9 protein-coding genes are annotated in these 14446 nt (G+C 66.1%); 2 read left to right on the top strand and 7 right to left on the bottom strand.

Annotated elements, in window-relative coordinates; genetic code table 11:
* The first annotated feature begins 106 nt into the window (after positions 1–106).
* Positions 107–1120, top strand: a complete 1014-nt coding sequence (locus JDV75_RS07015; protein WP_198738552.1) for a substrate-binding domain-containing protein — start codon at positions 107–109, stop codon at positions 1118–1120.
* Here the strand turns inward: JDV75_RS07015 and JDV75_RS07010 are convergent.
* Entirely contained in the window at positions 1107–2018 is a 912-nt protein-coding gene (locus JDV75_RS07010) for an exodeoxyribonuclease III (protein WP_198738551.1), read from the bottom strand. The two genes, JDV75_RS07015 and JDV75_RS07010, sit on opposite strands and share 14 nt — an antisense overlap.
* Positions 2019–2117: 99 nt before the next feature.
* Complete coding sequence (locus tag JDV75_RS07005; protein WP_248096015.1) at positions 2118–3368, bottom strand: MFS transporter; 1251 nt, start codon at positions 3366–3368, stop codon at positions 2118–2120.
* 267 nt (positions 3369–3635) lie between these two features.
* Here JDV75_RS07005 and JDV75_RS07000 point away from each other — a divergent pair, with 267 nt between their 5' ends.
* A complete protein-coding gene (locus JDV75_RS07000) occupies positions 3636–5849 on the top strand; it encodes an NADP-dependent isocitrate dehydrogenase (RefSeq protein WP_198738550.1) in 2214 nt (737 codons plus the stop codon).
* Positions 5850–6152: 303 nt separating this feature from the next.
* Here JDV75_RS07000 and JDV75_RS06995 read toward each other — a convergent pair whose 3' ends face one another.
* The 5 genes from JDV75_RS06995 to JDV75_RS06975 form a co-directional block, all read right to left on the bottom strand.
* Positions 6153–6428: a hypothetical protein gene (locus JDV75_RS06995; protein ID WP_198738549.1), complete on the bottom strand. Its 276-nt coding sequence runs from the start codon at positions 6426–6428 to the stop codon at positions 6153–6155.
* A gap of 464 nt (positions 6429–6892) precedes the next feature.
* Positions 6893–8035, bottom strand: coding sequence for a hypothetical protein (locus JDV75_RS06990; protein ID WP_198738548.1), 1143 nt, complete (start codon positions 8033–8035; stop codon positions 6893–6895).
* A gap of 13 nt (positions 8036–8048) precedes the next feature.
* Entirely contained in the window at positions 8049–9041 is a 993-nt protein-coding gene (locus JDV75_RS06985; RefSeq protein ID WP_198738547.1) for a hypothetical protein, read from the bottom strand.
* Between the two features lie 6 nt (positions 9042–9047).
* A complete protein-coding gene (locus tag JDV75_RS06980; protein WP_198738546.1) occupies positions 9048–11615 on the bottom strand; it encodes a GAP1-N2 domain-containing protein in 2568 nt (855 codons plus the stop codon).
* A 7-nt stretch (positions 11616–11622) separates the two neighbouring features.
* Positions 11623–14382, bottom strand: a complete 2760-nt coding sequence (locus JDV75_RS06975) for a SaeA-related protein (protein ID WP_198738545.1) — start codon at positions 14380–14382, stop codon at positions 11623–11625.
* Between the last annotated feature and the right edge of the window lie 64 nt (positions 14383–14446).

Raw genomic sequence — 14446 nt, 5'->3', positions numbered from 1 at the left:
GCCCCGCAGAATCCCCGACCCGGATTCTGTGGGGCGTCGTATATTCGTTTCCTCCCCCGGATTACACTGGTATTTCCAGAACCGCAGCACCACGGAGACGATCACTGTGAAATCCGCACCGAACCGCGCGACCATGCGCGACGTCGCAGCCCTCGCCGGAGTGAGCGTCCAGACTGTGTCCCGCGTGCTCAACAACTCGGGTCCGGCTTCCGAGGCCACCAGACGTCAGGTCGAGGACGCCGCCGCGATGCTCAAGTACGAGGTGAACCTCGCCGCCCGGGCACTCGCCTCGAAGCAGTCGAAGACGACGGGGCTCCTCGTGACGGGAGAGATCCGGCACGGCGTGGCCCGGTTGTTCTCCGCCCTCGAATCCGAACTGGCCTCCCGCGGCCGGCACATCGTGATCGCCACCTCCCCGACCGACAGCCCCAGCTCACTGCGCCGGGCGATCTCCTATCTGCACGGGACGAATCCGGACGGCATGGTGGTGCTCGCCCGCACCTCCGACGTGCTCCCGATCATCGCGGCGAAGGCACAGGTCCCCTGCACGGTCATCATCGCCGGACGACACGAGACCAACCGGGTCTCCACCGTGTCCATCGACCAGTACGACGGAGCGATCGCCGCGAGTCAGTACGTCTTCGACATCGGGTGCACCTCACCCGTCTACCTGACCGGTGATCTCCGCTGGCAGGACGCCCAGGTGCGACTCAACGGCTTCCGGACGGTGTGCGCGGCGAACGACACCGAACCGGACTGGCTCATCGGCGACAGCTGGTCGAGCGCCAGCGGATACGCGATGGGACAGCAGCTCCTCTCGAGGGGTCTGCCCGACGCCATCGTCGCCGGCAACGACGACATCGCCATCGGCGCGATGCACGCCCTGTACAAGGCGGGGATCTCGGTTCCCGGTGACGTCTCGGTCGTCGGCTTCGACGACATCCCGCAGGCCAAGTTCCAGAACCCCTCCCTCACCACGGTGCGGCAGGACTTCACGGCGTTGGGGAGAACCGCGCTCGAGGAACTCGACAGGATCATCGCCGGGGAACCACGCAGACACCGGCAGCTGCCCTCCGAACTCGTCATCCGGAATTCGACCCGCCCGCTCAGCGATACGTGACGTTCAGCGGCGAGTGGTCGGACCAGCGCAGCGCATAGTCGCTGGCCTTGTCCACCCAGGTCTTCTCCGCCCGCTCCAGCATGGCGCCGGTCGCCGCCTGGTAGTCGATGCGCCACCCGGCGTCCGTGTCGAAGGCCTTTCCGCGGTAGGTCCACCAGGTGTAGGGCCCCTCGCCCTCCGGCTGCAGACGCCGGGCGACGTCGAACCACCGGGGTTCATCCGGGATCACGCGTTCGGGCAGATCTTCGGCACGGACGTAGTCGACGGCACCGGCGAACACCCCGGCCCCCTCCACCTGGGTGGAGTCATCGGGGAACGTGCCGAAGACGGAGTCCATGAACGCGCGTTCGTCGGGCAGGAACCCGGACTTCTTCCTGTTGGTCCGCCAGTTCTTCAGGTCCTGGCAGCGGTGGCAGATGTTCCAGTCCCCGCCGATGACCATGTTCTCGTGGGCCTCGGCCTGTACCGCCAGGACATCGGTGAACTCGTCGAGGAAGAGGTACTTCTCGTCCTGCTTGGTGGTGTCCGCGGAACCGGAGGGGAGATACAGTGACGCCACCCGCACACCGTGCTCGACGAGGTCCGCTGCGATCCACCTTCCTGCGTCGGCGAAGGACCCGAAACCGATCTCGATGTTCGTCAACGGGGTCCGGGACAGGATCCCGACCCCGGCCCGCCCCTTGGCGACCGATTCCGCACCGGCCCAGTGCCAGCCGGAGTCCAGCGCCGGCGCGAGAGCCTCCCGCGCCTGTTTGTCGCTGGCCCGGACCTCCTGCATGAGCACGACGTCGGCGGTGGACCGCTCCAACCAGGCGTGCAGCCCGAGGTTCTCCTCGCTCCGCTTCTTCACGGCGGCTCGGATTCCGTTGACGTTGACGGTGGTGACGGTGAAAGACATGCCCACAACGATAGTCAGCGACCGCGGCGCGGCCATCCCCGGACCCGGCGTGCGGTCTCCCGTGATCTCCCGGACCGGGTACCGCAACCGAAAACCGCGTCAGAACAGTCCCCGGCGACGGCGCAGTGCCTGCCGTCGCAGGAGGTAGGTCGGTACCCAGATGCCGAGGGCGGCGACGGCGAGGCCCGCCCCGGCGAGCGCCGGAGCCGAGTATCCGAAGCCGTGGGCGATGACCGCTCCGCCGATCGCCGCACCGGACGCGTTCGCCGCATTCAGCGCCGAGTGGTTCAGCGCCGCTGCGAGCGTCTGTGCGCGCCCCGCGACGTCCATCAGCCGGATCTGCAGGGCGGGAACGAGCGTGGAACCGCAGAACCCGATGATCCCGAAATTCAGGGTGCCCAACCAGGGCTCGGACGAGGTGACGGAGAACGCGACGAGGGCGATCGCGATGGCGACGAGCGAAGCGGCGATCCCGATCTCCAGGTTCCGGTCCGCCATCCGGCCACCGACGACGTTGCCCAGCACCATGCCGATGCCGTAGGCGGCGAGCACCACCCACATCAGGTCCGGACGCATTCCAGCGTGCTCCGTCATGGTCCACGTGATGTAGGTGTAGACGGCGAACATACCGCCGAAACCGACGGTACCGATGGCGAGCGTCAGCCACACCTGCGGTCTCGCCAGCGCCCCGAGCTCCGTCGTGGGGCGGGTCGCAGGCATCCGGGTCATGTGCGGCATCAGGCGCCACAGGGCGACGAACGTGCCGGTGCCGATGGCGGCCACGAGTGCGTAGGCGGCCTGCCAGCCCAGCCATTCCCCGAGGGCCTGCGCCGCGGGGACACCGATGACCGTCGCGACCGACAGTCCCATACCGACGAAAGCCACGGCCCTCCCCCGCTGCCCCTCGGGGGCGAGAGAGGCGGCGGCCAACCCGGCGACCGAGAAGTACGCTCCGTGCGGCAGGCCTGCGATGAACCTGGCGGCGAGCAGCAGATGGTAGTTCTCCCCCAGCATCGACAACCCGTTGCCCACCGTGAAGGCGAACATGAGGATGATAAGCAGGCGTCGCCGCGGGATCATCCCGGTCACCGCGGTGATCAGGGGCGCGCCGACGACGACGCCCAGCGCGTACGCGGAGATGATCCGTCCGGCGGCATCCTCCCCGATGGAGAAGTCGGATGCGATGAGATTCAGCAGACCCATCGACACGAACTCGGTAGTGCCGATCCCGAAGGCTCCGGCGGCGAGGGCGAGCATCGTCCACCGCCGCCGGATATCCGAGATCTCGGTCTGGTCAGGAAGCGGGCGGCGTCTGGGTTCGGTGATTTCACGGATTCTTCGCAACTGCACGAGGGAACCGTACTCTCAACTATCGGTGTCAGCCTCACCACGCGGAGCGATCGTGGCGGAGTCGATGGGTGGGTGGTCGCTGTGAGCTGGATCCGGATCGCCCCCGAACCGGGTTGTCCCTCTGTCTCCCGGATAGCGGTACCCGCTGCCCCGGGCGTGCTCCGAACACCATTTCCACCCTTTTCATGGGGTGAGAACGCCACCGGCCGAACGTTGAACAGGTATTCTGAGGAGTCGAACCATATCCGATAATTCTGGGAGTCCCTCTTGGCTAAGATCATCTACACCCGCACCGACGAAGCACCGCTGCTCGCGACCTACTCGCTGAAGCCGATCATCGAGGCATTCGCCTCCACCGCGGGAATCGATGTCGAGACCCGCGACATCTCTCTCGCCGGCCGGATCCTGGCCCAGTTCCCGGACCGCCTGTCCGAGGACCAGCGCGTCGACGACGCCCTCGCGGAACTCGGCGAGCTGGCGAAGACGCCCGAGGCGAACATCATCAAGCTCCCGAACATCTCCGCCTCCGTGCCGCAGCTGAAGGCCGCGATCGCCGAACTGCAGTCCCAGGGCTACGACCTGCCCGACTACCCGGACAAGGTCGAGACCGACGAAGACGCCGACGTCCGCGCCCGCTACGACGCCGTGAAGGGCTCCGCCGTCAACCCGGTCCTGCGTGAGGGCAACTCCGACCGCCGCGCACCCGAGGCCGTCAAGAACTTCGTCCGCAAGTTCCCGCACCGCATGGGTGCCTGGACCGCCGATTCCAAGACGAACGTCGCCACGATGGACGACGGCGACTTCCGCCACAACGAGAAGTCGGTCATCATGCCGGCCGCCGACACCCTCACCATCACGCACGTCGCGGCTGAAGGCAGCGAGACGGTACTGAAGGACAACCTCAAGGTCCTCGAGGGCGAGGTCATCGACGGCACCGTGATGCGTGCCGCCGCACTGCAGGAGTTCCTCGCCGCGCAGGTCGCCCGCGCAAAGGAGGAGGACGTCCTCTTCTCCGTGCACCTCAAGGCCACGATGATGAAGGTCTCCGACCCGATCATCTTCGGCTATGTCGTACGCACCTTCTTCGCCGACGTCTACGCGGCGTACGGGGACCAGCTGATGGCGGCAGGGTTGGACGGCGAGTCCGGCCTGGCCGCGATCTACTCCGGCCTGGATAATCTCGACAACGGCGCCGAGATCAGGGCCGCCTTCGACAAGGCACTGGCCGAAGGCCCGTCGCTCGCGATGGTCAACAGCCACAAGGGCATCACCAACCTGCACGTCCCGTCCGACGTCATCGTCGACGCCTCCATGCCTGCCATGATCCGCACCTCCGGCCACATGTGGAACGCGGACGACCAGGAGGAGGACACCCTCGCGGTGCTGCCCGACTCCTCCTACGCCGGCGTCTACCAGGCCGTCATCGAGGACTGCCGTGCCAACGGTGCCTTCGACCCGACCACCATGGGCACCGTCCCGAACGTCGGCCTGATGGCGCAGAAGGCCGAGGAGTACGGCTCCCACGACAAGACCTTCAAGATCGCCGCCGACGGCGTCGTCAAGGTCACGAACTCCGCGGGTGAGACCCTCATCGAGCACGAGGTCGCCGCCGGTGACATCTGGCGCGCCTGCCAGGCCAAGGACGCCCCGATCCGCGACTGGGTCAAGCTCGCCGTGGACCGCGCCCGCCAGTCGGGCATGCCCGCCGTGTTCTGGCTCGACCCGGAGCGCGCCCACGACCGCAACCTCAACGAACTCGTCGAGAAGTACCTCGGTGAGCACGACACCGAGGGCCTGGACATCCGCATCATGAGCCCGGTGGAGGCCACGAAGTTCTCCATCGAGCGCATCCGCCGCGGCGAAGACACCATCTCCGTCACCGGCAACGTCCTGCGTGACTACCTCACCGACCTCTTCCCGATCCTCGAGCTCGGCACCTCCGCCAAGATGCTCTCCGTCGTTCCGCTCATGGCCGGCGGTGGACTGTTCGAGACCGGTGCCGGTGGCTCCGCCCCGAAGCACGTCCAGCAGCTCGAGGCCGAGAACCACCTCCGCTGGGACTCCCTCGGTGAGTTCCTCGCCCTGGCCGAGTCCCTGCGTCACTTCGCCCGCAGCGGCTACGAGCGCGCCAACGTGCTCGCCGGTGCCCTGGACCGCGCCACCGAGCGCGTCCTGAACGACGGCAAGTCCCCGTCCCGCAAGGTCAACGAGATCGACAACCGTGGCTCGCACTTCTACCTCGCCACCTACTGGGCGGACGAGCTGGCCAAGCAGACCGAGGACACCGAGCTGGCCGAGCTGTTCACCAAGGTCGCCGGCGAACTGAAGGACGCGGTCGACGAGATCGACGCCACCCTCATCGAGGTCCAGGGCGCGCCCGTCGACCTCGGCGGCTACTACCAGCCGGACGATGCCAAGACCGCCGGCGTCATGCGCCCGAGCGAGAAGTTCAACAGCATCATCGACGGTCTGAAGAAGTAGTTCTCCCGGACAGTCACCCGACGGGCCCCACCATTCCATCCGGAGTGGCGGGGCCCGTCGCCCTGGGGGTGGATCTGAGCACCCACCGCTGCCCCTCCGGCGGTGACTGCACGGCGCACGCCCGGCACGCTCCGGGACATTTCATGGCCGCGTGCAGATACGATCCGATCCCCTAGGCATACGAATTCCGGAGCTCCGCAGGTACAGCGATGACATCAGCTCATGCCGTCGGTCACCCGGTGGCCACGTCCCGGGAGGCGCCGTCGTGGTGATCCAGCGATCCATACAGAAACCGGCGACGGGTCAGGGTGCGGTGTCGACGGATCGTCCCGCCTGCTCCAGAAGGTCGATCAGTTCGTCGTTGACGAGTACCTTGCCTTCAGGGGTTTCGATGTAGTTGTTGGGGTCATTGAGGAGCTCCAGCCAGAAGAGCTCCTGCCATCCCCACGCCATCATGCCGACCACAACCACTGACGCGGCCAGGGCCGTCGTGATCAGTAGCCAACGGGCCACACCACGCTCCCAGATCTCCGCGTGTTCGGCGGTGCGGGCCTCCTCCTGCTGGAGGGCCTGACTCATGTCCGTACCGGAGGCTGCAGGATCCCACGGGGGCGCCTGGTTCGGGCTGGCGGTCCAGCCGGGGGCCGGGGCCGAAGGATCGTACGGGCCGGGGTTCCAGCTTCCCTGAGGTGGGTTCGGTGTGTTCATGGTCGATATCCGATCTGTGATGGGTGGGGGGCGGATTCTGTCGTTTCGGTTGTCGGAGGGGTGGGGCTGGACCGGGCCTCAGCGATTGCCCTTACGAAATGGTCTTCTCCGGCCGGTCGTCTTCGTCGGGGCCCCGTCCCGCCCGGGCTGGACGGGTGAGTCCCCCGATCGCGGTGGCCGTTGTTCCGGACTCCGCCCCGCATGGTCGTACCGGTCCTCCGGGCTGCCCTCCGCGCCCCGCTGAGGGTGAGCCGCGAACTGCCGTGGGGAGAGCACGTGGTCCGGTACCCGGGTGAAGTCGGCCACCGCATCGTCGAACCAGAATTGTCCGCCGGTCATCCCAACGCCCCCGGATCCGTCGGATCACCGTTGAGGAGTCCCCACTGCGCCAGGACGTACCGGAATGGGTCGAGACAGCGGAAGGGCGCGATCCCCGACCGCGACACCGATGAGCCGGTCTCCGGCGGGGTTCCCAGGGCGGACACCGCGAAACACCGGTACCGCAGGCGACGTCCGGGCTCATTGAGCCGATTCAGGAAGGCCATCGCGTCGAGGCAACGCAGCAGACTCAGGACCTCGTGGTGGAGCAGCTCCCCGTTGGGAAGGCTGTAGGGCTGGGAGACGTCACCGGATTCACGCCGGAATCCCGCTCCGAAGTTATTCATCACCCGTTGCCAGTTCACCTTGTCCTCGGACCCGTAGTACATGTCCGCCTGGTCGACCTTCGCCAGTTCCTGCATCGTGTCGAACTTCGCCAGCATCAGGGCGATGAGCGGGTCATCCCCCGGCTCGATGAGGCTGAGCAGATTCGACAGGACGGTGGCCGGATCCTCGGTGTCGTGGGTGTCGAGTTTCGGGAGCGACGGAATCGCGCCTTCGAGGAGATTGTTGATCTCCGGTACCCGCACGGGGTCGAACATGAAGATGATCTCATCGGCGAACCGGAAGAACCGCATGCGCTCGCGCATGTTGGGGAAGTGGTCCTGTGCGAAGTCCTCACCTGCGACGTCCCTGATGACGACATTGATCGGCTGGTAGACGCGCTCACCGTTCACGTCGGTTCTCAGGTGGGTACCGATGCGGAAGATCAGCGGCTGATTCTGGTATGCCCCCTCGTTCTCACCGGTGCTCGTCGGTGCGGGCAGACCCATCTGCTCGAAGAGGGGTTCCTCGAACTGTTCGCGGTAGATGTCGCGGGTCGGATCATCGGCGGGTTCGAACACGAATCCATTGTTCTCGACGAGCTGTTCCAGCAGTTTCACGACGACCGCGATGTAGAGGGATTTGCCCGATGCCCTGGCCCCCGCCATCGCGAAGGTCAACGTGCCGGTACCCGCCCACCCGTCAGGGAGTGGATAGCGTTCCGGATTCGTCTGGCAGGGAAGATCCGTGTTCTCCCCCATGATCTGGAACGTGTACGGACAGCGCGTCGGAAGTAGCGCTGTCCTGCGGTCGATGTGGGTCTGCGTATTCGTCATGTCGTTGGGTCCCCTAGAGTTTTCCGCCGACCAGCGTGCGGGCGATGGCGTGCACGTCGTCGGCGATGATGGAGGTGTCTCCGTCCGACAGCGCCTTACAGACCGCCGGGGTGAACAGGGTGTGGGAGCAGTCGCCCGCACCAATCGGGGCACGGGTCGTGAGCAGGTGCACGGGACCGTTGTGCCGGGCCAACGGAGCGGGAAGATCGTCGGAGACGACGAGTACCGCCTCCCCGTCCCGGAGTGGCCGGTTCAGCCGGAATCCGACTTCGTTGTACGGCAGTTCCAGCTGCGCCAGTCCGGCGATCTCGGCGGGACTCTCGAGCGCGCGGTGCGGTTCCCCCGCAGAGCTCGAGACAGTGATCGTCTTCCCCTGTGAGACCACCGACAAGACGCCACAGGCCACGGTGTACATAGCCGCCAAAGCGTCCGGGGGCGTGGTCCGTGACATTGAGGCAGAGGCATCGATCACCAGGGACACATCTCGGCGGAGATCGGCCGGAAGTGTGTCCGCGCCGACCGCGGTACACAGCGTTCCACGGACCCGGCTCGACAGATCATCGAGTTCCACACCGACGATCTGCTGGTTGACCTCGATGACCACGGTCCCGGACTCTCCGGAGAGCGTGCACAGCGGAAAGGATCCCAGTCCCCCTACGTTGTACCGGGGGAACTGCAGGCTGGTGTTCTGCGCTGCGGTCTCACCGTGCAGGAGGTACGACACCTGGGCACTCGCATCATGGGGGAATGCTGTACCCCCCTGCCCCGGTGTCAGCAGAACTCTGACCGACCCGGTGAGGTTGCGCATCCGCAGCCTGTCTCCACGGAACCGGAACTCCACCGAACCGCGCTCCGGGGGACTGGTGATGTCCGCCCCCCGGAGTTGCAGCTCAATGGGCAGCACGGTTTTCTGTTTCGTCACAACCTCGCAGGTCAATTCGCCGAAAGCGGATGCGGGCTGCCCGGTGTCATAGCGGTCGCCGGGTTGCAGTTGGATTGTGGGCATTGCGTTCTACTGCCTTTCCTCACCGGCAGGCGTGCTACCGGTTGACAAGTGGAGTTCGATGAGCTGACGGCGGATCGTCCAATACCGCGAGTTCGGTTTCACGACGGAAGTGCCCGGGTCCCCCAGTCTCTCGTACTCGGCTTCGAGCATCGTCCGGTGTCTTTCCCATACCGCACTGTCTGCGGTCGCCGTGGCGAGGTCGTTCCTCAGACAACGGGTGTAGAAGTCCTGCACCTTTTCGGCGATCGTGTCGTTCACGGGCTGCGCCAACGCGTCCCAGTCGACGACGTGGACGAGCATGTGGTCGAGGGCACCGCGGAACTCTCTGTCGGCCGCGCCATCGGCGCTGAGCAATGGCCCGAGATGACTGAAGTCAGCGACGGTGAAACGCAACCGCAGTAGCGCCAGCACCGCGTCGATATCGTGGGACAGTGGCCAGTGGTTCTCCCCGGGCGGAACGAGAAAATGGGAGTAGCCCGCACGCAACCTGGTGATGATCTGGTCGATACCGACAGGTGGCCCGAATGACGCCGTAAAACTCAGGGTCGAGTATCCCGAGCCGTTCACACCCCTGATGATCCTGTCGATCCGTTCCCGGTTCTCCCACTGGCTGTACCAGTCGTCCCAGCGATCGAGCAGAGGCCCCCGGACAGGCGCAATCCCGGGGTGCCGCTGGAGTTGCTGGGCGAGTTTCCCCGCCACGAGACCGTACAGTTCGACGACGTCGCGGGTCGGGGCGGACCTGGAATCGTGCAGTACCCGGTGCCCGAGGAACTCCACCCTCCGCAGGCCTCCCGTGGCTCCCGCGAATCCGAGGGCCTCACATTTGTCGACACTCGTCAACGACCCCGGATTGCCCAGAAGCCGAAGCATCGGACCGGTGTCCGATTCGACGATGCTGTTCCACCACCCCGAGATCATCGTCCGGGTCTCCGCATCGAGCGGTGGGCATCCGGCGGCGGCGAACCACTCCATGACCACACGACTGTGTGCCGCAACCGCCCCCCAGATCTCCGCCGGTGGTTGCCGGGAATCTATCAGCCCGGTCCTCACCGCCAGGTCCAGCATCTCGACTGCGGCGTCGACACAGGCTGTGGAACAGGCGGATGTGTCCGTACCGGCGGCGGCCAGGGCACCGGAGAAACCCGTTTGCAGCATCGCAAGGACCCGTTCGGACGGGAACGCAGGGGCACGACCGACGGACTCCGGGATGATCCGCAGGTCCCCGGCCGGTTGTTCCCATCCGTTGCCGGTGCACCCCAGGCTGCGCAGTTGGTCCATCACCCCGGCTTCCCACGCGACTGCGGGATCTGCGGGCTCGGGGGCGCGGGTGGCATCCACGTCCCATGATTCCGCACCGCCCGGTTCCCCGGCGACGGGATCACCCCAACCGGTGTCCCCGAACCCGTCCAGATCCACCGCCGCGGAAAGAACTCCGTCACGGTCCACATTCCCCCCGGCGATACCGGGCTCCGCCTGTTCATCTCCCCAGGACAACGTCCCGTCTCCGATCCCGGACCAGGAACTGTCCCCGGTACGTCCGACGGACCCGGATGAGACTCCGCGGAGCGCCGCCAGACCTGCACCGAATCGGGGCACCTCGTGCCTGCCCCTCAGCGGCTCGGTCAGTTCCCTGAACGCGTCGACGATGTCGTCCATGTGACTGTGTGGACCATGCCCGCCGCGGATCAGCAGTTCGGCGGTGTCCGTCGACCAATCGGTCTGGGGGCCCGCGCCTCCACCGTCAACGGATATGACGGTGATCCCGGGACGTACCGGAACCAGGTGCGTGTCGACATCGGGAACACACACCAGGGCCGGTGCACCATCGTGTCCCGAACCGGACACGGCGTTGCCACGCATGAAGGTCGAGAAACGCAGGAGGCGTTGTGCCTCGATCGGAGACATGGTCACGGACACCGCTTTCAGCCACGCGGCGGCGGTCGCACGGTCCGGGACGGGGAGAACGACGGTGGCGACCTGCGATTGCAGGGCGTCCTGGATCTGGTACAGCACACCGGCCCGCCGCTCATCGCGCAGGATGAACCCGATGGCTTCCTCAGCCGTGGGAACGGACCCACCACCCGGACGAGGGCCGCCTGTGGGGGTCCGGGCAGGTTGAACGTTGTCGACCATCCTGATCGTGAACGGCCGGAGGAAATCCGGGGATCCGAAACAGTCGACCGGGTACCACGGTGAGACATCCGACCAGGGCTGCGTGTCCACGAAGGCGTGGGTGAATACGTTTCCCTGCCGGTTCGTGGAGTCCCGGCCCGCGGGAACAGCCTGGAGGTACACGCTGGCCGCCGTACCGCCGATCGACACCTCCGGCAGGTAGGTGAAGCACCTCGGCAGTGCATCCACCTGTGCGTCGCTGATGTAGTCGCTGATCGGTTCAATCGGCGAGAGCTGCGTCACCGCGTTCTGCTTTATCCAGTCCCGCTGCTCCGGGGAGGCGTCGAGGTACGGACCGACCTGCCAGCCGCCGGTCCTGCGTCCGGCGGACGCACCGAAAGACGCGAACGTCACCTGCGCCCAACGTGCGCCCGGGGCGGCGGAACTCACACGGGACATGTGGCCCTCACCCCTGCGCCTGGTACTTCTGACCCGCGGCCGACGCCTGTCGGCGCAGATAACCGATGTTGAGCCACGCGATGTACGGATCGTCCAGCGCGATGCTCTGTCCGTTCTCGTCCTGCAGATCATCCGGGAACACCCGGAGGAACGCGCCGTCCGGGTAGTTCTCGAGCGAAGCGAGGTTGAACGTCCAGTACACCGGCGGCTGCTCCCCGCGTCTCGTGAACTCCCTCGCGAACAGTCCCTGTTGGCCGGTCCAGGACTGATCCTGGTGGATGCAGTCCACCTCCACCCGAACGCCGTCAGCTTTCTCCAGTGGAAGGCGGTCCCGCTGGGCCACCAGCGTGAAGGACCGTTCCTGACCAATCATCGGCCTTTCACCGAAGATCCCGATGGTGAATAGGCCGGGACGCTGCCCGACCGGATGGATCTCGTAGCTCATGCGCACGCATCCCCGGTAGGCGACGGTGCCCCGCTCGCCGAGAATCGATTTACGCTGGTAGACCGTGGATGGTTCGAGGATCACAGTGCCCCGACTCGGTAGCGGCGGGTGGAGCATCATTCCACCGCGTTTCGTGTACTCCTTGCGGTCGATCGTGCCGATGGCGACCGGTACACCGATCTCGTCGCCGCAGTCGTCGGGGTGTTCCTGGTGGTAGGCGGTCACCCGCGATGCTCCGTGGGGCCATCCGAAGGTGAGTAGCTGGTGGGTGACCCGTTCATGCAACTCGATGTTGGTCGCACCACCGACCCGCTTGAACGGCCGGGGGCTCCCGACCCGGCACACCTGCCCGTCCACGTGAACCGGGGTGAGGACGATCGAGTACCAGTCCCTCGGCCACCCCACCGTACATCCGTGGTCGGTCCCCTCGATGCTGTTCTGCCAATCCTGGTCGTCGAAGGTCCGCCGCAGACCGGACAGTTCGAGGGATTCGAGTCCCGTGATCTCCGGAGGTGGTTCCTCCCTGGTCCGGTAGATCCGGACCTCCCCGGAGGGGGGTTGGGCCCAGGAAACCTCGAACTCGGTGCCGTCGAATCCCTCCCGCTCCGTCACGGAGATGTCAACCGCCTGCACCTCAGCGTCCACAAGGACACTCTTCTCCTCCGAGGCGTCCGACATGATCGAATCATCGCGGATCCGCACCACGCGCGCGACGACGAATCTGTGCCTGACCCCTCCCTGCGCCGTCTGCCACTTGAAGCCCTTCCGGTTCGGAAGCTCCGCGCAGATCTCGTTCCGGCGGTGAAACACCTGCCCGTCGTCGGCACAGCTGAATACCGCGACCCGCTCGGTGGGGCCGATGTCCTCCCACTGTCCGGTGATCTCCTGACCGACGGCACTGAGGCTGAAGTTCGTGACGGGATGGATGACGTAGGTCTCGCCGACGAGCTCGGGTTCGGCGCGAAGTGCCCTCTGTTCGTCCACACCGCTGTTGACCCACACCTGGTACATGGTGACGGCCCCGTGCTGCGGCTCGGTCTCGGCCCAGGCGTTCCCGACGGTGACGCACTGCAGGTAGCCGTCCTCCGGGTCCCGTTCGAGGACCCGGTTGTCGCGGACGACACGGTACAGCCGGACCGCGGCATCACCGGTCTCCCCGGGATTCTCGTCGGGAACACTCCAGTCGAGCCGCACCGTCCCGTCCGCGTTGATCGTACGTTCCAACGATGCGCCGGCGATCGGCTGCGGTTCGTCCATCGCCGTCATCGAACGGAAGTTGTTGAAACTGTAGTCGCGGATGTCCTCCGGACGTGGCATGGTCTCAACCTCGGTCCCGGGCGTTTCGTCATCGGTTTCGGGCAGCTCCCGGGTCTCCGCCTCTTTCAGTGGGCTGATCGGGTCATCATCCGTCACCGACGGGACCGTGCCGGGGTCCTCCGACACGGGTGTCTCGGCACGGTGCCAGGAACCGTCTGCCGACTCCGGGGCGCCGGTGGTCCGCTGCTGCGGGTCACCGGTCGGTGTGGACGCAACGACGTCCTCGTCTGCGGTCGCCCTCTGCGTATGCTCCCCCGCCACACCTGCACCGGTTTCCGCCTCTGATTCCCGATCGATGGAGAAAGGCGTTCGAAACGGTGTCCGCCCCTGTCTGTTCCGGGCGTTTCCGCTTCCGTCGCCCGCCTTCGCTGACCTGTTGTTGAAGGAGATGAGGGGGGTGCGCGACGTGCCGTACGGTACCTGTGCGGGGATGGCCCCGGAATCCCCTGGTGCGACATGGTCAGGTGTTCCGTCTCGACCAGCTGGCTCCCGCCGGGTCAGGAAACGCTCCATCGATCGGTTGATCTCTCCGGTCTTGTGCGCCTCGCGGAGATCAAGCATCTCCTTCAACTGCGGGACCCAGTCCTCGACCTGTCTCGGCCGGCCCCTGACCCCTGGTCTCAGCGCAGCGGGGAAATCGTGGGCGATCTTCCGCAGGTGGGCGTCAGTCGGCAGCGCAGCCTCGTCGTAGCGCTTCAACGCGAGAGTCCGCCACCTCTTGAGGATCCCGTAGCGGGACACGATCGGGCCGCAGAACGCCGTCGGATCGTCGTCGAACTCCGCTCCCCTGCCGTCATCGGCCAACTCCACCAGCCGGTTGAGCTCACCGCGCCAGGATTGGACCCGATCCGGGGCGTTGGTGAAATCGATGGCTCCGGTCATTGCCGCGATCCGTTCCAGATGGCCGGGGGCCGGTAGCGCGGTGGCCGGATAGAAGGTCAACGCGTGGTTGTACCACCGATGTAGTAGCTCGAGGCGGGTCTGTCGGGAGTTGATGTTCGACATAATCTGATGCTGCCACCGTTTCAGAGTTGGAGGTTCGTGCCGTGGCCTGATCGCCACCGCGTAG

The organism is Corynebacterium meridianum (genome assembly GCF_016342265.1).
Lineage (GTDB): Bacteria > Actinomycetota > Actinomycetes > Mycobacteriales > Mycobacteriaceae > Corynebacterium > Corynebacterium meridianum.
This window is presented reverse-complemented; position numbering and strand designations above follow the sequence as displayed.

Excerpts from the sequence above, each read along its gene's own strand:
- JDV75_RS06995 (WP_198738549.1), bottom strand. The coding sequence starts at position 6,428 with ATGAGTCAGGCCCTCCAGCAGGAGGAGGCCCGCACCGCCGAACACGCG.
- JDV75_RS06985 (WP_198738547.1), bottom strand. The coding sequence starts at position 9,041 with ATGCCCACAATCCAACTGCAACCCGGCGACCGCTATGACACCGGGCAG.
- JDV75_RS06990 (WP_198738548.1), bottom strand. The coding sequence starts at position 8,035 with ATGACGAATACGCAGACCCACATCGACCGCAGGACAGCGCTACTTCCG.
- JDV75_RS07010 (WP_198738551.1), bottom strand. The coding sequence starts at position 2,018 with ATGTCTTTCACCGTCACCACCGTCAACGTCAACGGAATCCGAGCCGCC.
- JDV75_RS06980 (WP_198738546.1), bottom strand. The coding sequence starts at position 11,615 with ATGTCCCGTGTGAGTTCCGCCGCCCCGGGCGCACGTTGGGCGCAGGTG.
- JDV75_RS06975 (WP_198738545.1), bottom strand. The coding sequence starts at position 14,382 with ATGTCGAACATCAACTCCCGACAGACCCGCCTCGAGCTACTACATCGG.